Source organism: Oceanobacillus sp. FSL K6-0118 (assembly GCF_038006665.1).
GTDB classification, from domain to species: domain Bacteria; phylum Bacillota; class Bacilli; order Bacillales; family Amphibacillaceae; genus Oceanobacillus; species Oceanobacillus caeni.
Genome location: NZ_JBBOVR010000001.1, coordinates 2564207 through 2586309, shown reverse-complemented (window position 1 = coordinate 2586309; position 22103 = coordinate 2564207). Strand labels below are relative to the sequence as shown.

General features: G+C 33.8%; 28 protein-coding genes. 22 read left to right on the top strand and 6 right to left on the bottom strand.

From position 1 onward, the window contains the following. Positions 1 to 198: 198 nt before the first annotated feature. On the bottom strand, positions 199 to 678 hold the full coding sequence (locus MHI02_RS13285) for a GAF domain-containing protein (RefSeq protein ID WP_047185419.1): 480 nt from the start codon (positions 676 to 678) through the stop codon (positions 199 to 201). 117 nt (positions 679 to 795) lie between these two features. On the opposite strand from MHI02_RS13285, the gene refZ reads away from it, so the two are divergent. The 6 genes from refZ to MHI02_RS13255 all read left to right on the top strand — a co-directional run bounded on the left by refZ (position 796) and on the right by MHI02_RS13255 (position 6404). Continuing rightward, positions 796 to 1428, top strand: a complete 633-nt coding sequence (gene refZ / locus MHI02_RS13280) for a forespore capture DNA-binding protein RefZ (RefSeq protein ID WP_047185418.1) — start codon at positions 796 to 798, stop codon at positions 1426 to 1428. A 232-nt stretch (positions 1429 to 1660) separates the two neighbouring features. Next, on the top strand, positions 1661 to 3355 hold the full coding sequence (gene ezrA / locus MHI02_RS13275) for a septation ring formation regulator EzrA (protein ID WP_047185417.1): 1695 nt from the start codon (positions 1661 to 1663) through the stop codon (positions 3353 to 3355). A 91-nt stretch (positions 3356 to 3446) separates the two neighbouring features. Beyond that, a complete protein-coding gene (locus tag MHI02_RS13270; protein ID WP_341165970.1) occupies positions 3447 to 4586 on the top strand; it encodes a cysteine desulfurase family protein in 1140 nt (379 codons plus the stop codon). Between the two features lie 6 nt (positions 4587 to 4592). Then, positions 4593 to 5795, top strand: coding sequence for a tRNA uracil 4-sulfurtransferase ThiI (thiI, locus tag MHI02_RS13265; RefSeq protein WP_047185415.1), 1203 nt, complete (start codon positions 4593 to 4595; stop codon positions 5793 to 5795). A gap of 156 nt (positions 5796 to 5951) precedes the next feature. Further along, on the top strand, positions 5952 to 6161 hold the full coding sequence (locus MHI02_RS13260) for an alpha/beta-type small acid-soluble spore protein (RefSeq protein ID WP_047185414.1): 210 nt from the start codon (positions 5952 to 5954) through the stop codon (positions 6159 to 6161). Positions 6162 to 6200: 39 nt separating this feature from the next. Beyond that, on the top strand, positions 6201 to 6404 hold the full coding sequence (locus tag MHI02_RS13255) for an alpha/beta-type small acid-soluble spore protein (RefSeq protein ID WP_047185413.1): 204 nt from the start codon (positions 6201 to 6203) through the stop codon (positions 6402 to 6404). Positions 6405 to 6497: 93 nt separating this feature from the next. Here MHI02_RS13255 and MHI02_RS13250 read toward each other — a convergent pair whose 3' ends face one another. Next, positions 6498 to 7298 carry an NAD kinase gene (locus MHI02_RS13250; protein WP_047185412.1) on the bottom strand — a complete coding sequence of 267 codons (801 nt, stop codon included), beginning with the start codon at positions 7296 to 7298 and terminating at the stop codon, positions 6498 to 6500. 149 nt (positions 7299 to 7447) lie between these two features. Between MHI02_RS13250 and MHI02_RS13245 the strand changes: the two genes are divergently transcribed. The 5 genes from MHI02_RS13245 (at position 7448) to MHI02_RS13225 (ending at position 11512) form a co-directional block, all read left to right on the top strand. Further along, positions 7448 to 8020 carry a DUF2953 domain-containing protein gene (locus tag MHI02_RS13245; protein ID WP_341165969.1) on the top strand — a complete coding sequence of 191 codons (573 nt, stop codon included), beginning with the start codon at positions 7448 to 7450 and terminating at the stop codon, positions 8018 to 8020. Between the two features lie 13 nt (positions 8021 to 8033). Next, entirely contained in the window at positions 8034 to 8552 is a 519-nt protein-coding gene (ytfJ, locus tag MHI02_RS13240; protein WP_047185410.1) for a GerW family sporulation protein, read from the top strand. 93 nt (positions 8553 to 8645) lie between these two features. Continuing rightward, complete coding sequence (gene tpx, locus MHI02_RS13235; protein ID WP_047185409.1) at positions 8646 to 9146, top strand: thiol peroxidase; 501 nt, start codon at positions 8646 to 8648, stop codon at positions 9144 to 9146. A 165-nt stretch (positions 9147 to 9311) separates the two neighbouring features. Further along, on the top strand, positions 9312 to 10298 hold the full coding sequence (locus tag MHI02_RS13230; protein ID WP_341165968.1) for a class I SAM-dependent methyltransferase: 987 nt from the start codon (positions 9312 to 9314) through the stop codon (positions 10296 to 10298). Positions 10299 to 10324: 26 nt separating this feature from the next. Further along, positions 10325 to 11512 carry an acetate kinase gene (locus tag MHI02_RS13225; protein WP_047185407.1) on the top strand — a complete coding sequence of 396 codons (1188 nt, stop codon included), beginning with the start codon at positions 10325 to 10327 and terminating at the stop codon, positions 11510 to 11512. Positions 11513 to 11588: 76 nt separating this feature from the next. Here MHI02_RS13225 and MHI02_RS13220 read toward each other — a convergent pair whose 3' ends face one another. Further along, positions 11589 to 12017, bottom strand: a complete 429-nt coding sequence (locus MHI02_RS13220; RefSeq protein ID WP_341165967.1) for a universal stress protein — start codon at positions 12015 to 12017, stop codon at positions 11589 to 11591. A 126-nt stretch (positions 12018 to 12143) separates the two neighbouring features. Here MHI02_RS13220 and MHI02_RS13215 point away from each other — a divergent pair, with 126 nt between their 5' ends. The 10 genes from MHI02_RS13215 (at position 12144) to MHI02_RS13170 (ending at position 19840) form a co-directional block, all read left to right on the top strand. Beyond that, complete coding sequence (locus MHI02_RS13215; protein WP_047185406.1) at positions 12144 to 12332, top strand: hypothetical protein; 189 nt, start codon at positions 12144 to 12146, stop codon at positions 12330 to 12332. A gap of 174 nt (positions 12333 to 12506) precedes the next feature. Then, positions 12507 to 13025 (top strand): DUF4178 domain-containing protein, encoded by a 519-nt coding sequence (locus MHI02_RS13210; protein ID WP_047185405.1) that lies wholly within the window; start codon positions 12507 to 12509, stop codon positions 13023 to 13025. A 13-nt stretch (positions 13026 to 13038) separates the two neighbouring features. Next, positions 13039 to 13704, top strand: a complete 666-nt coding sequence (locus MHI02_RS13205; RefSeq protein WP_047185404.1) for a PspA/IM30 family protein — start codon at positions 13039 to 13041, stop codon at positions 13702 to 13704. Positions 13705 to 13758: 54 nt separating this feature from the next. Then, positions 13759 to 14430: a DUF4247 domain-containing protein gene (locus tag MHI02_RS13200; RefSeq protein ID WP_341165966.1), complete on the top strand. Its 672-nt coding sequence runs from the start codon at positions 13759 to 13761 to the stop codon at positions 14428 to 14430. Positions 14431 to 14444: 14 nt separating this feature from the next. After that, on the top strand, positions 14445 to 14840 hold the full coding sequence (locus MHI02_RS13195) for a DUF350 domain-containing protein (RefSeq protein WP_047185402.1): 396 nt from the start codon (positions 14445 to 14447) through the stop codon (positions 14838 to 14840). Positions 14841 to 14927: 87 nt separating this feature from the next. Continuing rightward, a complete protein-coding gene (locus MHI02_RS13190) occupies positions 14928 to 16484 on the top strand; it encodes a polyamine aminopropyltransferase (protein ID WP_244986881.1) in 1557 nt (518 codons plus the stop codon). A 66-nt stretch (positions 16485 to 16550) separates the two neighbouring features. After that, complete coding sequence (locus MHI02_RS13185; protein ID WP_257456125.1) at positions 16551 to 17231, top strand: metal-dependent hydrolase; 681 nt, start codon at positions 16551 to 16553, stop codon at positions 17229 to 17231. A gap of 106 nt (positions 17232 to 17337) precedes the next feature. After that, on the top strand, positions 17338 to 18093 hold the full coding sequence (locus MHI02_RS13180; RefSeq protein WP_257456124.1) for a prepilin peptidase: 756 nt from the start codon (positions 17338 to 17340) through the stop codon (positions 18091 to 18093). Positions 18094 to 18234: 141 nt separating this feature from the next. After that, positions 18235 to 18462 (top strand): hypothetical protein, encoded by a 228-nt coding sequence (locus MHI02_RS13175; protein WP_047185398.1) that lies wholly within the window; start codon positions 18235 to 18237, stop codon positions 18460 to 18462. Between the two features lie 70 nt (positions 18463 to 18532). Then, entirely contained in the window at positions 18533 to 19840 is a 1308-nt protein-coding gene (locus MHI02_RS13170; RefSeq protein WP_047185397.1) for a DRTGG domain-containing protein, read from the top strand. Between the two features lie 45 nt (positions 19841 to 19885). Here MHI02_RS13170 and MHI02_RS13165 read toward each other — a convergent pair whose 3' ends face one another. Then, positions 19886 to 20182 carry a YtpI family protein gene (locus MHI02_RS13165; RefSeq protein WP_047185396.1) on the bottom strand — a complete coding sequence of 99 codons (297 nt, stop codon included), beginning with the start codon at positions 20180 to 20182 and terminating at the stop codon, positions 19886 to 19888. 101 nt (positions 20183 to 20283) lie between these two features. Here MHI02_RS13165 and MHI02_RS13160 point away from each other — a divergent pair, with 101 nt between their 5' ends. Continuing rightward, complete coding sequence (locus tag MHI02_RS13160) at positions 20284 to 21237, top strand: DHH family phosphoesterase (protein ID WP_341165965.1); 954 nt, start codon at positions 20284 to 20286, stop codon at positions 21235 to 21237. A 23-nt stretch (positions 21238 to 21260) separates the two neighbouring features. Here the strand turns inward: MHI02_RS13160 and ytrI are convergent, their stop codons facing one another. Together ytrI and MHI02_RS13150 are read right to left on the bottom strand one after the other, a co-directional pair. Beyond that, positions 21261 to 21764: a sporulation membrane protein YtrI gene (gene ytrI, locus MHI02_RS13155; protein ID WP_047185394.1), complete on the bottom strand. Its 504-nt coding sequence runs from the start codon at positions 21762 to 21764 to the stop codon at positions 21261 to 21263. Then, a complete protein-coding gene (locus tag MHI02_RS13150) occupies positions 21764 to 22096 on the bottom strand; it encodes a YtrH family sporulation protein (RefSeq protein ID WP_047185393.1) in 333 nt (110 codons plus the stop codon). The genes ytrI and MHI02_RS13150 overlap by 1 nt, the downstream gene beginning before the upstream one ends. Positions 22097 to 22103 lie beyond the last annotated feature (7 nt).

Here is a 22103-nt window from a genome sequence, read left to right as displayed (position 1 = left end):
TTTTATGCCTTAAAAAAATCGCCATAAACATTGATTTAGCAGTGTTTTTGGCGATTTTTAGTGTCAAACATGAGATAATATTTTAAAATATGGATGTCAAATTTTTTTACAGGAAACTTAGAATAATGTTTTTATTTTATCCCATCTAAACGGGAGGAAGACTAACCATCTGTGGGGGGGATGAAGGTCCCTGCTTCTCTATAAATACCTTTCCAATACGTTAACAAATCTTTCTAAATACGTTTGATCTGTCTCATCAAAACGGTTCTCATTTGGGCTGTCAATGTCTAAAACCCCGAAAACTTGACCATCTTTTATAATGGGTATAACGATTTCTGATCTACTTGCGCTATCACATGCAATGTGTCCAGGAAAGGCTAGTACATCTGCTACTCTTTGAGTTTTTCTTTCTTTTACTGCTGTACCACAAACACCTTTTCCAAACCCTATTCTTACACATGCAGGAAGTCCCTGGAATGGCCCGAGAACTAACTCGCTTTCTTTCCATATGTAAAATCCTACCCAATTAATATCTGTCAAAAACTGTTTTAATAATGCTGATGCATTGGATAAATTTGCAATATGATCTGGTTCATCTTTTATTAAAGCTTCTAATTGCTTGATAGTTAATTCATAGTCTTTCGTTCTATCTCCCGAATAAAGGCTTGATTGAAACATAAGCTCTCTCCCTTTTTATCATGCTAAACTTCGACAACGCAGGCGGTATTTGTCGAGTGAAAAATGAAGGATATATTGATAAAATGTCGTATTCAACTATTAAGGAGTTGAGTCGAGATGAAACAGAATCCTTCAAAACAAAAAGTAATTAAAGCTGCGTCTACTTTGTTTTTCCAAAAAGGCTTTCATGGCACATCGGTTCGCGATATAGCAGAAAGAGCTTCCGTTAACGTGTCATCTATTAGCTATTATTTTAATAGTAAGCAAGGCCTTTTAGAATACGCCGTAACAAATTATTATGAAGATTATTTATCTTCTATTGAAAAAACGTTAAATGAAACTAATTTATTGACTCCCATGGATAAATTACATTCATTAATTTCAACAATTATACAATATAAACAAAATAACTTTCAATTAACATGCTTTATACAAAGGGAACTGTCACTAGATTCCGTGTTTGTTCGTGAAATGACAGTTACCTATCTAGCAAAAGAAAATTTTTATTTAAAGAAGACCTTTTTCGACTTATTAGGTAAACGTTTAAAAAGCGACTATAAACAGTACTTATTTATGCAATTAAAAGGGATGCTTATTACACCATATATTTTACACAATGATTGGAAAAACCAAGTAGTGGGTGATTATTCACGTCAACTATTTGTTAAAAAGTATGTAAGAGTGATAAAAGATTGGCTAGATTTCATTGTAATGAGCAGTGAAGATATAAAAAGAAAAGCAGTAAATTAAAAAAACGTGACGAAAGATGAATTTATTTGTATAATTTTAGCCAAAAATATCAATTCCATGATATCATAGATATATAATTTTCAAATTTTCATTCATGTGGATTAAATAACATAATATGTTTGTTCCATCGAAATTAATACTATCAGGCTTTTGGGTTGATATATCTAATCTCGATGAACCACATTTTTCTTATAAAGTATCCTCTTTGTTGGAATTGGTTGGGAGGCTTTTTATGGCATTATTCATCAGTTTATTACTAGTTGTTATCGTATTGTTAATTATAGGATTGATTTTAAGAAAAAGAATTTACGACACAGTTGACCGGTTGGAAACATGGAAACTGGACATTATGGAGAGGGAAGTTGCTGGACAATTAAGTCGTATAAAAAGTTTAAATCTTTCTGGTGAAACGTTAGAACGTTTTGAGGAATGGAAAGAACGATGGGAAAATATCGTTACAAAAGAATTAGCTGATATTGAAGAATATTTAATGGATGCTGAAGAAGCTGCAGATCGATTTTTTATACCGAAAGCGAAAAGAGTACTACTAACGACAGAAGATAATCTACAGTCCATCGAAAAAGAAATTGATGAGATATTAAATGGTTTAGAAGAGCTTTTAAAGTCTGAAGAAGTAAGTAGAAAAGAAATAGAAGAGCTTGAACCTAGTATAAAGGGATTAAGAAGAATTCTCTCAAAAAATCGATATCAATATGGAAAAGCAGAGTTATTTTTTGACAATGAAATTGATAAGCTTGAAGACTCCTTCAAAAAGTATTATGAACTAGTAGATGAAGGTAATTATTTTGAAGCAAAAGAACTTGTTCTAAAAATGAAACTGGAAAAAGAAGAACTAGAAAAGGTAATTGATCATTTTCCTATAACCTTCAAAAAATGCAAAAATGATATCCCTTCACAACTAGATAACCTATTGGCTGGCATTAAAGAAATGAGAGAAGATGGGTATCGAGTTGAGCATTTAGGATTGGAAAAAGAAATTCATACATATCATGGGAAGCTAAGGGATCTAGTTCAGAAACTCGAAAAAGGGGAGACTGAAGGAGCTGAACAATTTTTAGCCGATATCGAGGAAAGAATTAACGAAATGTACCAATTATTAGAAAAAGAAGCAATAGCTAAGAGCTTCACCGACTCAAAAATTCCAAGTTTTAAGCAAGCTTTTGAAAATGTTAGAAAAAAATTCCAAATTACACAAGATGAAGTAGAAGAATTAAAGCAAGCTTATTACTTTGAAGACGCGGATATGGAAAAATATTTAAACCTTGGGAAATTGATTTCTTCTATGGAAGATCAGTTAGAACAATTGGCCTTGAATATGGATAAAGAAGAAATTGGTCATTCCGAATTACGTGAAAGGTTGGAAGATGGATTTCTAAAACTTGAGGAACTAGAAGAAAATCTTGAGGAATTTAAAGAAAGTATTAAAAACCTGCGTAAAGATGAGATGGAAGCTAGGGATACACTTGCAGAAATGCGAGCTCAGCTATACAATCTAAATAGAAAACTAAAAAAGAGCAATATCCCTGGAGTCCCTACGTATATTTGGAATCGTATTGAGAATACAGCGAATAAGAATAATCAAGTTATAGTAGCGTTAGAGAAGACACCACTAGATATGTCAGCGGTTCAAGAAGCGTTATCAGAAGCTAAAGTTTCATTAGATCAAACAATAGATGATACAGACCTAATGCTTGATCAAGCATATTTAACAGAACAGGTCATTCAGTATGCGAATAGGTATCGTAGCAAGTATCCATTATTAGCTGCTAAATTAGCTGAATCGGAGCGACTATTTAGATCTTATGAATATGAATTAGCTTTAGAGACTGCTGCAAAGGCTATAGAAGAAATTGAGCCTGGTGCACTCAAAAAAATCGAAGAAACGCAAGCTGTGATTTCTATTTAAAACTAAGGGCTTACGATAAGTATAGGGATTTTTACTAACCAACTTATCGATAAGCTCTTAATTTTTTATTTTTGATATAAGGAGTTTTACAATGATTTACTTAGATAACAGTGCGACAACTAGACCAGATCCATCTGTTTTAGAAAGCTTTAATCAAGTCTCTACACAATATTATAGTAACCCATCCTCCATCCATCAGTTTGGAGGTTTAGCTGAAAAATTACTTATTACTGCTAAAACACAAGCTGCTGATTTATTACACGTTGAAAAGGAAGAAATCATTTTTACATCAGGTGGTACGGAAGGTAATAATATAGCGATAAAAGGGATAGCTCTTGAGCATCAAAATCGCGGGAAACATATTATTACATCGGAAATCGAACATCCTTCTATTTATGAAGCATGTGAAGGTTTGAAAAAATTAGGTTTTGAAATTACTTATTTACCAGTTGACGAACAAGGCATTATTTCTTTAAAGGATTTAAAAAATGCTATTCGGGAAGACACTATTTTAATCAGTATTATGCATGTTAATAATGAGATAGGATCCATACAACCAATTAAGGAAATAGGAGAAATTGCAAAACATTATCCGAAACTCTTTTTTCATGTGGATGATGTACAAGGATTAGGAAAAGTTTCTTTAAATCTTAAAAAACACGGTATTGATTTATGTACGTATTCCGGACATAAAATTCACGGTTTAAAAGGAACGGGATTGTTATACGTTAATAGAAGGACGAAACTATTTCCGCTCTTCCATGGAGGGGGCCAAGAATTAAATATACGTTCTGGTACCGAAAACCTAGCCGGTATAGTAGCAATGGTGAAAGCTTTACGTTTAATTAAAGAAAAAGAAAAAAACGAAGGCTCAAAAATGTATCAATTGCAACAGTACATTATCCAGGAGGTTAAAAAAATAGACGGTGTAACGGTCAATACTCCGAAAAATGCAGCACCACATATTGTGAATATTTCTGTTCCTGGAGTTAAACCAGAAGTTATCATTCATATGTTAGGGAAACAAGATATATTTATCTCTACTAAATCCGCATGTTCATCCAAATCAAAAGATGAAAGTAAAGTTCTAGTTGCATGTGGTTTTAAGGCGGATAGGTCGACTTCTGCATTAAGAATCAGCCTTTCCTACGATAATACAATGGAAGAAATCAAAACATTTATTACTGAATTAAAAAGGGCAATAAATGAATTTAAACAAGCACTGGAGTAGATAACAATGGAATTTGATCATATATTAATTCGTTATGGAGAAATGGCCTTAAAAGGTAAAAACATTAAGCAATTTATTACTCAATTACAACAAAATGTACAGCAAAAAGTGAAGGAATTTCCAAATGTAAAAGTGAAACGTACACAGGGTAGAATGTTTGTTATTTTAAATGGTAACGATCCAGAGCCAATTATGGAAAAATGCAAAAAAATATTTGGAATTCAAAGTTTAAGTTTAGCTATTAAGGTTGATAATGAGGTAGAGAAGGTAAAAGAAGCTGCGCTTTATGCCTTGAAACAAGCAAAAAACGTAAACACCTTTAAGGTTACTGTTAAACGTATTAATAAAGATTTTCCTGTACGTTCACAAGAAATGAATCAATTATTGGGTGGACATTTATTATCGAATACAGAAGGAATTACTGTTGATGTGCATAATCCGGATGTAGAGGTGAAAGTAGAAATTCGTAATGAAGCTACTTACATTACTTCTAGCGTCATACCTGGCCTCGGTGGACTCCCTGTAGGTACTTCTGGCAAATCGTTATTATTATTGTCTGGTGGTATAGACAGCCCAGTTGCAGGCTTTCTTGCAATGAAGCGTGGAGTGGAAATTGAAGCTATCCACTTTCATTCTCCTCCATATACTAGTGAACGTGCAAAAGAAAAAGTTCTTGATTTAGCAAAGCAGCTTACCAAATTTGGTAAATCAATAAAAGTTCACATTGTACCTTTTACAAAGTTGCAGCAAGAAATATTTAGAGAAATGCCAGATGCATATGCTATGACAATTATGCGGAGAATGATGTTTAGAATTAGTGAGGAAGTTTGTAAGAAAGAAGGAATTCTTTCTCTTGCAACTGGTGAGAATCTTGGTCAAGTCGCTAGTCAAACGATGGATAGTATGCACACGATTAATGAAGTAACCAATTATCCTATTATTAGACCTCTTGTTACAATGGATAAGCAAGAAGTAATTAATATTTCTCATGAAATTGGTACTTATGAAACGTCTATCTTACCATATGAAGATTGTTGTACTATTTTTGTACCAAGGTCACCAAAAACGAAACCAAAACGAGATAAAGTAAATTATTATGAATCAACACATGATTTCACCCCCTCTATTCAAGAAGCTTTAGAAGGGATAGAAACATTGAAAATAACCGACAAAAATAATTCCTTAAATCCATTTAGTGATTTATTGTAATTATCATTTTCACCGGATTTTTTGAACAACAGCTTGAAGATAGAACAGTGCGATGTTTGTTACTTTCATTGGTCTTTTACCAGTAATTGCCTGTTAAAAAAATGAATGGTTTCACCGAATTGTGCACAATCTACAAGTACCAAGGAGGTGAACAAATTGGCAAATAACAACAGCAACAACTCAAACCAATTATTAGTTCCTGGTGCAGAGCAAGCACTGGAACAAATGAAAGTTGAGATTGCTCAGGAATTTGGGGTTCAACTTGGTGCAGACACTACTTCTCGTGCTAACGGTTCTGTTGGTGGAGAGATTACGAAACGTTTAGTTTCAATGGCTCAACAACAATTCGGCGGCCAAATTAAATAAGTAGCCGCTTCTTTGAAAAACCAAAGGAGGTAAACAAACATGGCAAATAACAATAGTAATAATTCAAACCAATTATTAGTACCTGGTGCAGAACAAGCACTAGAACAAATGAAAGTTGAGATCGCTCAAGAATTTGGCGTAAACTTAGGTGCTGATACGACTTCTCGTGCTAACGGATCAGTTGGTGGAGAAATTACAAAACGCTTAGTATCTATGGCTCAACAACAATTTTCTGGTAAATAAAACTTAAATTGAATATAACTGGCAAGGGCTATCCACTTAAGGATAGCCCGTTAATATTTTTTAAAGACATGTAAGGGTAATCCTGATTTTGCTCTATAGAAACATTCTTTTTACCCGATCCCAATAAGAATTATTTTTTAACCGAACGGTTTTTACAACAGTATCATCCATCGTAATCTCTATTTTATCTATTTTACGAATTGGAAATGCTTCATTATCAAAACTTATAATTGGATGATCATTTCCATCCTCAATTTCCTTTAATGTTAATTTACGACTTTTATCCAAAACAAATGAAGAGCCTAATGTACGGTAGTTATTGTTATTCATTGAAGATATCTCTGATACTTGGTAACTCGGAATAAGGGGATCAATGATCGCTCCTTTATTTGATTTGTTATAAGCAGTGCTACCAGTTGGTGTTGCTATAACCATTCCATCCCCACGAAACGTTTCAAAATGGCGCTCATCAATAAAAACGTCAAGCACAATCGTCTTAACAATGGTGGATCGTATCGTTAACTCATTTAAACAATAAAAAGGACGCAAACCATTTACTTGCACCTTAATGACAGGGAATTTCCGAACCTTCATCCCTTCACGTGAAATCGTTTCGAGTAAATCATTAAAATTTTCTAAACTAAAATCACAATACAAACTTGATAAATTACCAAGGGTAAATCCAGCATAAATCGCATCTTGTCTGAAACCAGTCTTTCTAACCGCTTCGAGAAATACACCGTCACCTCCGATGCTTATGATCACATTGGCATCTTCATGGTTATCAACAATATTAAAATCATGTTTATTTACTAATTCAAATAAGGGTTCCAGTTTATTAACAATTTCTTCGCATTTATGATAGTAAAAATGAATATTATTCCTCTTCGTCATTTTTCATCCTCCAGTTTGTATGTAAAAGGTTTATCCGTACATCTATACTATCATGCTTCTATATGCTTGTCCTAAACGATGAAAAATCATGAGTAAAATTGGAAAAGAGTAGCAAAATAAAAAGAAAGGCAAAATTAGAGGTGCGTATTATGTTGCTGCTTATAGCTGGAATAGTGCTAGTCCTTTTATTCTTGATCGTCTTCCTTATTTGGTTTTTAAGAATTTATATTACGATTCATTATTCCTATGAAAGAAAAGAACAACTGTTTCATATATCATTATCATTAGCCAAAATTAAATTAATAAATAAAGATTTTCCCCTAGAGGATTTAGATAAATTACCAATTACAAAAGATCTTGAGCCTATGTTAGAAGACCCAAAAATAGATTCGATTTTAAAAACAATTAGAAAAGGATTAGAAGTAGTACAATCTATTTTACATAATACGACGCTTCACCAACTTAATTGGACAACCAACATAGGGACGGGAGAGGCCAGCACTACAGGAGTAATGAGTGGAGTTCTTTGGTCAATTAAAGGAACTATAATGGGGTATTTTGCCGAAAAGCTTATTCTTATGTGTAATCCCGATATTCAAGTTCTTCCAAAGTTTCAACAGGAATTTTTTGAAACCAACTTGAATTGCATGGTTTCCATTAGAATAGGTAAAGCTATACAAGGAATTATTAAACTTACACGCATATACAAATCTAAATATTAGGAGGTTATTACTTATGGAAGAGCATCCAATACAAGGTTTAATGACAACAGCAATGGAAAACTTAAAAGATATGGTTGAGGCCAATACAATTGTAGGGGATCCAGTAGAATCACCCGATGGAAGTATTATTATACCAGTTTCAAAAGTAGGGTTTGGATTTGCAGCAGGAGGAAGTGAATTTAACTCAGGTGGTGGCGAGGATTCCCAACTCCCATTTGGTGGCGGTAGCGGTGGTGGTGTATCGATTACACCAATTGCATTTTTAGTGTTAGGTAAAAATGGAATTAAAATGGTGCATTTGGATCAACAAACACATCTGTATGAGAAATTATTAAATAATGCCCCACAAGTCTTTCAGAAAATTCAAGAGATGTTGAAAGAATCTGGATTAAGTTTACCAAAACAAAAAGATCATAAGAAACACCATCAAGAAGAGAAGCCAAAGAGTGAATATAGGACGGAAACAGCCGAGGAATCAGAGCATGAAGAGAAAAAGGGGAAAAAAGAAGAAAATATAAATTATGATATATAATAACATTTTATGAATAAACTACCTTTTCATTGGACACAAGTAGGGGTTATATTCATAATAAGGTTGAAGGAATAATTAGAGAGGGGTTATCATATGGCAAATGTAACATTCTCGCAAGAACCGGTTACTTTAGTAGGAAATGAAGTGAAAGTCGGAGATAAGGCTCCTAATTTCACTGTATTATCTAATGAACTTAAAGAAGTAACATTGGATAACTACGAAGGAAAAGTAAAATTAATTACAGCAGTCCCTTCTGTAGATACAGGGGTATGTGCTGCTGAAACTAGACGTTTTAATGAAGAAGCAGCTAAGATGGAAAATGTACAAGTACTAACAATCAGTATGGATTTACCTTTTGCTCAAGCGCGCTGGTGTGCTGCAGAAGGGATCGAAAACGTAGATACATTATCAGATCACAAAGATGCATCTTTTGGTGAAAGTTACGGTGTACTAATGAAAGAAAATCGTTTACTAGCAAGAGCTATTTTTGTTGTAGATTCAAATAATCAAGTTACTTATGTTGAATATGTACCAGAAGTTACTGATCACCCAAATTATGAAGCTGCAATTGAAGCTGCTAAAAATGCAAAATAACTAGTGATGGCCCCCAATTTTATTGGGAGGCCATTCTTGTGTTAAAACCTTTTTCGTCTTCCCAACATTTTTAGCAATTATTATTACTTATGAAATCTTTTTACATAATTGTACTTTATTGTTACAATAAGTTAGTTGTCGAGGAAGCGATTGGAGGATTTTGTCATGGAAAAGGTGAATGTTGAAAAACTTTTTAGCTGGTTAGATCAGACAGCGTTGACCATTCAACAATATTTAAATGAACCATATCTAGATAGTTTAGCTGATACAATGGATTTATTATTCTACCAAGAAGTACATGAGGATATGGATCAACATATAACAAAGACATTACAAAATGCTTTAAATGATATAGATCTTTCAACTTTTTCAACGATTGAGATTAGAAAAGCCGTACAACTAGCTATATTAAAAGGTATGAAAGACTCTACACAACAACAGCATTTAATTACACCTGAGACAGTATCTATGATTGTTGGGTATTTAGCAGATAAGTTAATGGAGAAAAAGGAACACATTCGTTTATTTGACCCAGCAGGTGGGACAGCCAACCTGTTGACAACAGTACTCGAACATTTGAAACAACAAGTTGATGCTTATGCTAGTGAAGTGGATCCGACACTAATTCATTTAGCTGTATCCAATGCAAATTTGCAAAAGAAGCAAATTGAGTTTTTTCAACAAGATAGTTTACGACCGTTTTTGCTAGATCCAGTAGATTTGGTTGTTTCTGATTTACCAGTAGGATATTATCCTGATGATATACAAGCAAGCAAATATGAATTGGAAGCCGATAATGGACATTCATATGCGCATCACTTATTTATAGAGCAAAGTATAATGTACACAAAGGAAGCTGGATATTTAATTTTTATCATACCTGAGTTCTTGTTTGACAGTGATCAGTCAGATAAACTTAATCAATACCTTCATAAACACACCCATATTATTGGAGTTATACGTTTGCCAGAAACTGCCTTTAAATCAAAAAACAACACAAAAAGTATTTTGATTTTACAAAAGAAAGGTAGTCATACGAAAGAAGTAAAACAGCCCTTACTCGTGCAATTACCTTCATTTAAAAACGCAAACGCGATGGCTGATATTTTAGGTCAAATGAATGTATGGTTTAAAAAGTATCATACTAAATAATGAAATGAATAGTAGGAGTGACATCAATGAGTAACGTATTAGCAGTAAATGCTGGGAGTTCGTCTTTAAAGTTTCAATTGATTAAAATGCCAGAGGAATCAGTGACTGCAATCGGCTTAGTAGAAAGAATTGGCTTAAACGATTCTATTTTTTCGATTGAGGTAAATGGTAATAAAGAAGAAAAAGTAGGAGATATTCCCGATCATGGAATAGCGGTTAAAATGTTATTAGATTCCCTAATTTCTACAGGAGTTATGAAATCATTTGACGAGATTGATGCAGTTGGACACCGTGTTGTACATGGTGGTGAATATTTTAATGACTCCGTATTAATTACAGATGAAGTGATTGAAAATATCGAGAAGGTTTCAGAACTTGCACCATTGCATAATCCAGCAAACTTAACTGGTATTCATGCGTTTAAAGATATTTTACCAAATGTACCTATGGTAGCAGTATTTGACACAGCGTTCCATCAAACAATGCCACCATCATCCTATTTGTATAGCTTACCTTATGAATATTATGAAAAATATGGCATTCGTAAATATGGTTTCCACGGTACATCGCATAAATATGTTACACATCGTGCGTCAGAAATGATGGGAGTTCCTTTAGAAAATCTGCGCCTATTATCTTGTCATATTGGAAATGGGGCTAGTATAACAGCAGTACGAGGTGGAAAATCTATAGATACTTCCATGGGATTCACACCACTTGCTGGTGTAACAATGGGAACTCGTTCAGGTAATATTGACCCTGCATTAATTCCTTACATTATGGAAAAAACAGGTCAAACTGCAGAAGAAGTTGTTGATGTTTTAAATAAGAGAAGTGGACTACTTGCTTTATCTGGCTTTTCAAGTGATATACGTGATATTGAAGCTGCTGGAGCCGAAAATGAACGTGGTCAACTAGCATTAGATGTATTTGCAGGAAGAATTCATAAATATATTGGATCTTACGCTGCGAAAATGTCAGGTGTTGATGCGATTATCTTCACAGCAGGTGTTGGAGAAAACAGTATTACGATGCGTGAAAAGATTCTAACTGGATTAGAATTCATGGGCGTTTATTGGGATCCAAGCCGCAATAATGTAAGAGGAAAAGAACAGTTTATAAACTATCCACATTCCCCGGTAAAAGTCATTGTTATACCTACAAATGAGGAAGTAATGATTGCAAGAGATACAGTACGTTTAGCGAATATGTAATGTTAAAAAAGGTTTTGTTTACTTAAACAAAACCTTTTTTAAACATAATTAAGTTTTGATAAAAGGGATATAGAAATTAACGAACAACTAAAACATCACATGACGAATGTCTAGTTATACTTTCGGATACACTACCAATAATAAAGCGTTCAACAGCATTTAGGCCAGTTGCACCACAAATAATTAAATCTGCATGATAATTTTTCGCTATTGATTTTGAAATTTTTATTTTCGGGGAACCATATTCAATACATTGTATTACTTTAGAAACTCCTGAAGCTTTAGCGTCATTCGCGTAATTATTTAATAAATCTTTAGCATACTCTTCAGCCCGCTCAGCTAAAGAACGATCATAAGTTTCAGCGGTAGCAAAAGTGCGTGAATCTACGACATGCGCAAGAATTAGACGAGCATCATTTCGGATTGCTATCTCGATAGATTTCTTAAAAGCTTTTTCCGCCGCATCTGAACCATCAACTGCAACTACAATATTTTTATATTCCATTTGGATCTCCCCTTTCACTTCTCATTATAAACCCATAAAGTAAGCGCTACAATATATTGTTGGTAAAGAATGTTACAACATTAGTACAAAATATTGGGACATACTAATCATACGGAGGTGATTGTGGTGACAAAAGTAAATAAAAATAACATCGATACTCAAATGATCAATAATCAAAAACGTGTATTTATTGAAGATAAAGATGGTATTCAAGCTGTACAGAATCAACTGATGGAAAGCTATCAAAGTGGCGTCGTAGAAGATGAATTGGAAAATAATATTGGGATTCATCATTTTAATAACCGAAAAGCATGAAATGAAAAAGGAAGCCTTAAGTAGGTTTCCTTTTTTATTTAAAAAACAACACTCGACTTGCCATACAGCACTTTCTGTATGGTAAAATAAAAAGAAGAAAAAATTTTGAAACCTTTTTAAGACAGTACCGTATTACTTATTAAAGAAGATATGAAAATGAATTGAGGTGAACTTGTGGGATTATTTTCAAGACTTTTTTCTACTAAAAAAGTCGATAAAGCAGAGCCGAAAGAGAGAAATGCTTTAAACATACAAATTGGTGATATTATTACTTACGATCTAAAAGATTATGAAGTGGTAGGAAAATTAACATACCGTGATGGTGGCTATGAGTGGTTAAGCTATCAATTGCTTGAGGAAGGTGGACATCAGACAATCTGGCTAGCTGCTGAAATGGATGATGAGTTAGAACTAGGTATTTATAAAAGAGTTCAAGTTCCAATATCTAAACCATACCCTCAACAGATAACATATGAAAATAAAGCATATTATAAAGAGGAAGAAGGAACAGCAAGGGTGCTTGGTGAAGGAAGAAGTTCTAACCTTCAAGGAATGGAAACCCATTATGCGGACTATGTTGATGGGGAAGAGAAAAGTTATTTAAGTGTTGAATCATGGGGGACCGAGATTGAAGTTAGCTTTGGTTATTCGATTGAACCCTATGAATTAAAAATTATAGCAGGATCATATTAAGGAGGAAAAATAGATGTTTAAATTTTTCAAACGTGTTAAAACAGTTGTTAGTTCAGAGTTGAATTCAGTACTTGAAAAAGCGGAAGATCCAGTGAAAATGCTTGATCAATATATGCGTGATATGGCAGAGGACATTCGCGAAGTTGAAGCCGCAGTTGCCAAACAAATTGCCAATGAAAAAATGTTAAAACGTAAAGCGAATGATGCAAATGCAATGGTAGAAAAAAGACAGGAACAAGCTGTAAAAGCTATTGAAGTGGGTAATGATGAATTAGCACGTCGGGCATTACAAGATAAAAAAGACCATGAAGCAACTGCTCAAAGTTTAAACGAATCTTGGGAGCGTGCAAAACAGGATGCAGACATGCTTCGTGATAAGTTAGACGAAATGAAAAAAGAATATAATGAAATGAAACTGAAGAAGGATTCCTTAAAAGCTCGTGCAGAATCGGCAAAAACTAGAACGAAAATTAACCGTACTATGTCTTCCATAGGAAATGATGAATCTAAACAAGGATTTGAACGCATGGAAGAGAAAGTATTACGTTACGAAGCAGAAGCTGAGACAAGTGAAGATTTATCAAGAGAAAGTCGTTCCCTTGATGATGAATTTAAGGAATTAGAAACAAACGATATTGACGATGAATTAGCGGCACTAAAAGAAAAGCTTGGGAAATAATAGAATGGAGCAGTTTTTTCTGCTCCTTTCCTTTTAGTCAAGGGGGGACTACTTTTGTATAAAAAGTGGATAGTTCGGATTGGACTTATTTTGTTTTTATTACTTATTACAGCATGTTCATCCCCTATGCCAGATAGTTCGAACCGTGGAATGGAAGAAAATATGGAGATAACAGCTGAAGATATTCCAGAAGAACCATCGAAGGAAAATATTATCAACAACCTTAAAGAGAGTCCTAGTAATCAAATAGATGCACTTATTGCTTCCAACTTTCCTCAAGTAGATGTCGTAATGGAAGATGATAGTATGGCTGAAATTTATGCTACAAAACAATTTCAATTAAATGAATTAAGTTCATTGTTAACTGAAAAAGTGAAACCAAATGAGGAAAGTGAAGTTGTAGACGATTCACAAATGTTTATTTATCCTGATTACTTTATCACACTAAAACAAAGTGAAATTGATCGTGATGTTTTATTAATTGAGGTAGCTAGTGAAACATTCGTTAAGAGGAATTATTCGCCAAGTTTTTTAAGTACATATTTTACGATACGAATGCTAGACAGTTTATTTGGGAATAATTGGAGTTCAAGAAGATCCCAAGACTGTGTAAATGAAGGTTGTTATGGTGGTTACAAAGGTGGATATTATGGCGGTTCCACGTCTAGCCCACCTAAACGCGGAAACTCCACTTACCGTGGTGGTGGACCAGGAGCTGGTAAATAAGAGGAGGTTTATAAATGAACACGTTTATAGCAACAATTTTGTATTTTTTTATTTCGATAGTAATCGTACTAATTGGTTTATTTATTTTTGAAAATATTACTCGGAAATATAAAGATTATGAAGAAATTAAAAATGGGAATGTTGCAGTTGCTTTATCTGTAGCTGGAAAAATACTAGGAATTTGTTTAATTCTTGCTTTTGCGATTTATAATAGTGCACATATTTATGACACAATCATTTGGGGACTTGTTGGGGTTGTTTTACAAATGGCTGTATATGTTATTGTGGAACTATTAACACGTACATTTTCGATGGAGGAACAGTTAAAAAACAATAATATAGCTGTTGGTATATTGTCTATGAGTGTTTCGATTGGACTTGGTTTCGTAGTGGGTGCATCAATTACATAGTATCATTGGTAATGGCCAGGCAAACGCTTGGTCTTCTTTATTCGTTGATTAGTTAAAATAGTATTTTGGTTTCGGAGTGAAATAATAATGAATTATGAGGCAACAAGAAAAAGTAATATTATTTATTGGTCTAGTGGGATTGTTTCTATTTGTGGAATTATTTTTGAGGTATTATTTGGTGCATTAGGTTCATATATTTTAGGGGATGGGGTAAAACAATATACCTTAACAATCTCCTTATTTTTAACTGGGATGGGAATTGGAGCTAGTCTCAGTGAAAAGGTAATGAAAAACTTAATTTTAGCGTTCATTTGGATAGAACTTTCAGTAGGATTAATTGGTGGTTTTTCTAGCTTTATGATGTTCGGAATGACCGCATTTGCACCAGAGGGAACGGACGCCTTTTTCTTATATGCAATTACTATAATTATCGGTGCATTAACAGGGTTTGAATTACCTATTCTAATTCGTAAGGCTAACGAAATTGGTGTGCAGTTAAATCGTAGTACAGCAAGGGTTTTATTTTCCGATTATGCAGGTGGGTTAATTGGTGGTTTACTCTTCGTCTTTTTACTCCGCCCACAATTTGGTTTAGTAAAATCTGCCTTTTTAGTTGGTTGCATTAATGTAATTATTGCACTCGGTGTCCTATGGCTATTCCGTAATGAAATAAAAAGGTTTAGTATTCATATATTCTTTGGAATAGTTATCTTGGTTGCTCTCATTATTGGTATATTTTTTGGAGAAGAAGCGGCCTTTCATTTTGAACAGAAATTATATAAGGATCCGATTATACATATGGAAGAGAGTAGTTATCAAAAAATTATTCTTACCCAAGATTACCATACAAATGATGTACGTCTTTTTTTAAATGGTTCTCTACAATTTAGTTCCGCTGACGAACATCGATATCATGAGGTATTAGTCCATCCACCAATGTCTTACGTTAAACATCCAAAAAATATTCTTATTCTAGGTGGGGGGGATGGAATCGCTGCGAAAGAATTACTAAAATATGATGAGGTGGAAAAGATTACCCTCGTAGATTTAGATCCTGCAGTTATTGATTTAGCGAATACCAATCGTCTAGTTTTAGAACTAAATGAGGGTTCACTTAAAAATGAAAAAGTTGAGGTGGTAAACACCGATGCTTTTCAGTTTCTCGAAAATAGTAATGTCATATATGATGTCATTATTGTGGATTTACCGGATCCAAATGATGAAAGTTTAAATAAGTTGTATACGTGGGAGTTTTATTCATTGGTAAGGAATCATTTATCACCGGACGGGGCGGCGATGGTTCAAAGTACAAGCCCTGTATTTGCACCAGGGGTATATTGGACGATTTCAGAAACTATTGCTTCAACAGGATTACATGTAGAAAATTTCCATGTAGACATACCTAGCTTTGGTAATTGGGGGTTTGTCATGGCCTCCAGGCAGAAAATAGATGTAGATGAAATCGACATCCATGTTCCAACGCAATTTTTGACGACTGATTTATTACCTAGTTTAACCTATTTTGGAAAAGATGAAGATCAAGAGATTGAATCTACAAATGGAGAAATCGTCGAGCTTAAACCAAATACTCTAATTGATCCACATTTAATTGGTATTTATGAGAGTTCCTGGCAAAACTATTAAATATTGGCAGAATTAGTAATCTTCTAGTAGAATTAAAATATACATTCTTAAAGGAGTTGAACAAACATGAAAGTTTCTTATCATGGACATTCAGTTGTAAAAGTTGAAACAGCGAATCATACAATTTTATTTGACCCTTTTATATCTGGAAACGAAGCATGTGATTTAGATGCAAATGCTATTAATGCTGATGTTATTTTATTGACCCATGCACATAACGATCATGTTGGAGACACCTTTGAAATAGCAAAACGTAATGATGCATTAGTAGTTGCCCCAAATGAATTAGCTAATTACCTGTCCTCTAAAGGATTAAATGCGCATCCGATGCATATTGGAGGGTCACGTAAATTCGATTTCGGAAATGTAAAATTTACACAAGCCTTTCATGGTTCTTCGTACACAGAAGAAGATGGTAATGTCGTATACGGCGGTATGCCTGGAGGAATTTTACTAACGGTAGAAGGTAAGACGATTTATCATGTTGGTGATACGGCATTATTTACAGACCTAAAAATGTACGGTGAAATGAATGATATTGATGTTGCTTTTATTCCAATAGGTGATAACTTTACGATGGGGCCGGAAGATGCATTAGTAGCAGCCGATTGGATAAATGCGAAGATTGTTGTTCCTGTACATTATAATACGTTCCCAGTTATTGAGCAGGATCCGGATGATTTTGTAAGTAAGGTAAGGACTGGGGAAGGAAAAGCATTGAAGATTGGAGAAGGAATAGAATTGTAAAAAAACGTGAGCTGATTAGCTCACGTTTTTAATTTCTCTTCTATTAAAAAGTTGGTATAATGACCTAAAACTAAATTCTCATGATTATAAAATAAGGAGCAAACGAATGGACGCGATGATAACCATTTTCTTTTTTGTATTCGGAATAACTTTTGGTTCTTTTTTTAATGTAGTAGGACTACGACTACCTAAAAATGAAACATTTGCTAATGACCGTTCCTACTGTCCATCATGTAAGAAGCAACTACAGTGGTATGAATTGATTCCTGTTTTTTCTTTCTTATTTCAAGGGGGAAAGTGTCGGAATTGTAAAGCGAATATTTCTTTTATTTATCCGGTAGTTGAATTATTTACTGGATTCCTTTTTGCGTTTAGTTATTTTAAGATAGGTTTGCAAACGGAATTAATTACTGCTATTTTACTAGTTTCTATGCTTAATATTATTTTAGTTTCTGATATAACCTACATGCTCATTCCAAATAAAGTGTTATTATTTTTCTTACCTTTCTTTCTTATAATGCGTATGGTTCATCCGCTTGATCCATGGTGGTCACCGATTATTGGTTCGATTATCGGATTTGGTATTATCGCTATTATTATTCTATTTAGTCGCGGGGGTATGGGCGCTGGGGATATGAAATTGTTCGGTGTACTTGGGATTATACTTGGAACGCAGAAAGTACTGCTTGCATTTTTTTTAGCATGTCTTATTGGCGCAATTATAGGAATGCTATTCATGATATTTAAAGTAATTGCTCGAAAACAGCCTGTTCCTTTTGGTCCTTCTATCATTCTAGCTGCACTTATTTCATATTTTTATGGTGATATGTTGATTAACTGGTATTTACGTTTTTTATTATAGAAATTAATACGGGATTAGTAGAGTTTTATTATGAAAAAACTATTTTATTCTAAGTCTGCCAAAGACGAATACCAAGTTTTTATACAACTAAGTTCTAAAGAGTCATGATTTTCATAATTATAGAATAGAAAGGGGGATTTTATGAAAAACTATGCAATTTTACGTTTACTATTGGCTGCCTTTTTCCTTTATGTAGCATGGCCATATTTTCCTTATGCTGTAACAACGTTAGAACAAGTATTTTGGGGGAGCTGGCTTGTATTTCTATTCCTTGTGATAGGGGCTAATTTAGCTACACTTTTACAAATGACCAAACCACCTGTAATGGAACAGAAGGAGCTGACATCAAGGCAAGTAGATATGCATTGAGATTCTGTTGCTTCAACTGTATAATAAGATTTAAAAGTTGAGATAGTACAGTTGAAAGCTGGTGATGTAAATGGTAACAACAAAACATGAGCAAATCATTCAACATATCATTTCATTAGATGTTGGCCATAAGATTTCTGTACGGCAAATTGCCAAACAATTAAATGTAAGCGATGGAACTGCATATCGAGCGATTAAAGATGCTGAAAATCAAGGACTCGTTAGTACGATAGAACGTGTAGGGACGATTCGTATTGAGCGTAAGAAGAAAGAAAACTTTGAGAAGTTAACGTTTGCTGAAGTCGTTAATATTATTGATGGACAAGTGTTAGGTGGTAGTAATGGGCTTCATAAAACGTTAAGTAAGTTTGTTATTGGAGCAATGCAACTTGAAGCTATGATGCGTTATACGGAAGCCGGTTCATTGCTTATTGTTGGGAACCGCATCAAAGCGCATGAGTTAGCTTTAAATGAAGGGGCTGCTGTTTTAATTACTGGTGGCTTTGATACAGAAGGACATATTAAAAAATTAGCGGATGACAAAGAATTGCCAATTATATCCACAAGTTACGACACGTTTACTGTTGCAGCTATGATTAACCGTGCAATTTATGACCAATTAATTAAGAAAGAAATTATTTTTGTTGGGGATATTGCCACTACATTGGAAGAAACAAGTTATTTAAAAACAAAGGATACGGTTGGAAAATGGTATGAGCTTAATGAAAAATCGGGACATTCTCGTTTTCCGATTGTAGATGAAAAATTACGTGTAATTGGAATGGTTTCTTCAAAAGATATCGTAGGAAAAGATAAAAATATCCCTATTGACCGAGTGATGAGTAAGAAACCTTTAGTTGTAAAATCCAAAACATCTCTTGCTTCGGTTTCTCATACAATGGTTTGGGAAGGAATAGAAGTAGTGCCAGTAGTTGATAATTCCGGAATTTTAAAAGGGGTTGTCTCTAGACAAGATGTCTTAAAGGCACTTCAGCAAATACAAAGACAACCGCAAGTAGGAGAAACGATTGATGATATCGTTTCACGTAACTTGCAATTTTCAGCGGATGAAGAGGTATATACGACAGAAGTAATTCCGCAAATGACAAACCAGTTAGGAACATTATCAAATGGTGTCTTCACAGCGCTTATGACAGAGGCTAGTTCTAGATTATTACAAAAAGACAGAAAAGCGGATATTACAATAGAAAATATAACCGTTTATTTTAATAAGCCTGTGCAGATTGAAAGTATATTAACCATTAAACCGACTGTATTAGATGCAGGACGATTATACGCAAAGATAGATGTTGAAGTATTTAGTGAAAATAAATTAGTCGGAAAAGGATTAATCATGGCCCAACTCATCCATCGTTAAAATGTATGCTAAAAAAGTAAAAACCAAGCTGAATTTCAGCTTGGTTTATTCATTTGGATTTAATTTTTTCCACTCATTACGGTAATGTTTATCTTGTTTGAACCCATCATACATTTGATATAACCCAAGTAATACAAAAATAATTCCAATAAATAAAGAAATACGAGTTAAATAGAAAAAGTATTGATTAATCCCGAAACAAAAAACAAAACTTCCAAGACAGATTTTCGATCTCGCATTAAAGTAATGTTGAGTAAGTCCATCTTTACTCTTAATGATGGCAACCTTATAATAAACATAGAGTACAAGTGATAAAACAATAAGAATTGGTAAAATAATCATGATATCTCTCCTAGGTAAAATGGGATCAGTCTTATTGTATCTTTTTTTTATCTAGGATGCTAGATTTTAACAATGAATTTACTGAAAAGAGGGGGATTTACATGTCTATCAAGAAAATAATTGAATCGATCCAATCCTATGAAACCATCATTATTCACCGTCACATTCGACCCGATCCAGATGCAATAGGTTCTCAAGGTGGATTAAAAGAAATAATAAAAGCATCTTTTCCCGAAAAAAAAGTTTATGCCGTTGGTGAAGATGATCCTGATTTAACCTTTTTAAATCGAATGGATAGGGTTGACGATTCCAATTATGAAAATGCTCTAGTTATTGTTTGTGATACAGCAAACTCGCCTCGTATTGACGATCAACGATACAACATGGGTCAAAAGTTAATTAAGATTGATCATCACCCAAGTGTAGATAAATACGGTGACATTCGTTGGGAAAATACAGATGCAAGTTCAGTAAGTGAAATGATTTATGAATTTTATAAACAAGGTAAGGAATATGGTTTGAAATTAAATTCTGATGCTGCAAGACTATTGTTTGCTGGAATAGTTGGTGATACAGGAAGATTTATGTTTCCCAATACAACTGAAAAAACATTTCAATACGCTGCAGAACTAATTACATATGATTTTAATAGAACAAAACTATTTACGGATTTATATAGTGTAAAAGATAATATTTCAAGATTAAAAGGATATATCCTACAAGAATTTAATTTATATTCATCAGGATTATGTGTTATTAAATTAACAAAAGAAATCCTGGACAAATTTGGTGTCACTGCTTCCGAAACTGGACAGATGGTTAATGTGATTAGTGATGTAGAAGGAATACAGGCTTGGGTGTTTTTTATTGAGGAAGAAGAACAAATACGTGTTAGATTACGTTCAAAAGGACCTATCATTAATACCGTAGCGGCAAAATATAATGGTGGAGGCCATCCATTAGCATCCGGTGCAACGATTTATTCATGGGATGAAGCAGAAGCAGTAATTCGTGACTTAGATGAGGTATGTAAGAATCAACATAAAATGGAGTAAAAGGAGATGTATTTCCATCTCTTTTACTCCGTTAATTTAGCTTTTAACGTTAATTTTAATGTTTCTGAAATCGTCATTTTAGAAATGTTAAAATAATACGTAACGTCATTCATTTTATAACTCTTATTTTCAATGGCTCGTTCTAAAAGAAAATCACTTTCGGCAATATTGGAAACTTTTTCTCCAATTAAATGTTTAATTTCTTCTTTAACTAATTCTTCGAGTTCATATACGGTTAATCGATCCATTTTATATTTTTCCCAGTTATCAATATTTATTTCAATACTCTCAATAGTAGGAGCTTTATTTGTCTTTTCGTTAAGATCTTCGTTACTTTTTGTTAATGCATCGTTCTGTAAAGTTAATTCACTAATCTTAGACTTTAATTGTTGATTTTCTTCTAATAACGATTCATACATCGATCCATACATATAAATTAGAATGATATATGCAATGATTCCACCGAATACTGCACCAACAAAAAAACGTTGCCATGAGGGTTTCTTATGATAAGGGGGAATATGCATTACGAAATTTCTCCTTGGATAAGCCATTCTAATAGTAAGGTTGCTGATTTTACCCCTCCCATAGCAGAGAGTATTAATAGAACTTGTTTGAATAAGTCAAATGTTGATCCATCAAGCAATCCCTTTTGAAAATTTTCTATTGCGTCAAATGTTCCGCCAATTGCCGCAACAATTGCCCATATTCGTAGATTATTCGCAATTCGAGTAATGGAACTGACTGGTGCATCCCCGACTGCAAATGCTGCAATACTTCCTATTATCGCACCGCCTATAATTACACCAAATGCAATGAAGTAACAATGGATAAAAGTATCAAAAAAACGCTCTTCCATATTTCTC

Coding starts and splice junctions, on each gene's coding strand:
- MHI02_RS13175 (WP_047185398.1), top strand. CDS start 18,235: ATGAAAAACTATGCAATTTTACGTTTACTATTGGCTGCCTTTTTCCTT.
- MHI02_RS13165 (WP_047185396.1), bottom strand. CDS start 20,182: ATGATTATTTTACCAATTCTTATTGTTTTATCACTTGTACTCTATGTT.
- refZ (WP_047185418.1), top strand. CDS start 796: ATGAAACAGAATCCTTCAAAACAAAAAGTAATTAAAGCTGCGTCTACT.
- MHI02_RS13255 (WP_047185413.1), top strand. CDS start 6,201: ATGGCAAATAACAATAGTAATAATTCAAACCAATTATTAGTACCTGGT.
- MHI02_RS13230 (WP_341165968.1), top strand. CDS start 9,312: ATGGAAAAGGTGAATGTTGAAAAACTTTTTAGCTGGTTAGATCAGACA.
- MHI02_RS13160 (WP_341165965.1), top strand. CDS start 20,284: ATGTCTATCAAGAAAATAATTGAATCGATCCAATCCTATGAAACCATC.
- MHI02_RS13225 (WP_047185407.1), top strand. CDS start 10,325: ATGAGTAACGTATTAGCAGTAAATGCTGGGAGTTCGTCTTTAAAGTTT.
- MHI02_RS13270 (WP_341165970.1), top strand. CDS start 3,447: ATGATTTACTTAGATAACAGTGCGACAACTAGACCAGATCCATCTGTT.
- MHI02_RS13170 (WP_047185397.1), top strand. CDS start 18,533: ATGGTAACAACAAAACATGAGCAAATCATTCAACATATCATTTCATTA.
- MHI02_RS13150 (WP_047185393.1), bottom strand. CDS start 22,096: ATGGAAGAGCGTTTTTTTGATACTTTTATCCATTGTTACTTCATTGCA.
- ytfJ (WP_047185410.1), top strand. CDS start 8,034: ATGGAAGAGCATCCAATACAAGGTTTAATGACAACAGCAATGGAAAAC.
- ytrI (WP_047185394.1), bottom strand. CDS start 21,764: ATGCATATTCCCCCTTATCATAAGAAACCCTCATGGCAACGTTTTTTT.
- MHI02_RS13250 (WP_047185412.1), bottom strand. CDS start 7,298: ATGACGAAGAGGAATAATATTCATTTTTACTATCATAAATGCGAAGAA.
- MHI02_RS13190 (WP_244986881.1), top strand. CDS start 14,928: ATGAATTATGAGGCAACAAGAAAAAGTAATATTATTTATTGGTCTAGT.
- MHI02_RS13220 (WP_341165967.1), bottom strand. CDS start 12,017: ATGGAATATAAAAATATTGTAGTTGCAGTTGATGGTTCAGATGCGGCG.
- tpx (WP_047185409.1), top strand. CDS start 8,646: ATGGCAAATGTAACATTCTCGCAAGAACCGGTTACTTTAGTAGGAAAT.
- MHI02_RS13285 (WP_047185419.1), bottom strand. CDS start 678: ATGTTTCAATCAAGCCTTTATTCGGGAGATAGAACGAAAGACTATGAA.
- MHI02_RS13185 (WP_257456125.1), top strand. CDS start 16,551: ATGAAAGTTTCTTATCATGGACATTCAGTTGTAAAAGTTGAAACAGCG.
- thiI (WP_047185415.1), top strand. CDS start 4,593: ATGGAATTTGATCATATATTAATTCGTTATGGAGAAATGGCCTTAAAA.
- MHI02_RS13195 (WP_047185402.1), top strand. CDS start 14,445: ATGAACACGTTTATAGCAACAATTTTGTATTTTTTTATTTCGATAGTA.
- MHI02_RS13180 (WP_257456124.1), top strand. CDS start 17,338: ATGGACGCGATGATAACCATTTTCTTTTTTGTATTCGGAATAACTTTT.
- MHI02_RS13205 (WP_047185404.1), top strand. CDS start 13,039: ATGTTTAAATTTTTCAAACGTGTTAAAACAGTTGTTAGTTCAGAGTTG.
- ezrA (WP_047185417.1), top strand. CDS start 1,661: ATGGCATTATTCATCAGTTTATTACTAGTTGTTATCGTATTGTTAATT.
- MHI02_RS13245 (WP_341165969.1), top strand. CDS start 7,448: ATGTTGCTGCTTATAGCTGGAATAGTGCTAGTCCTTTTATTCTTGATC.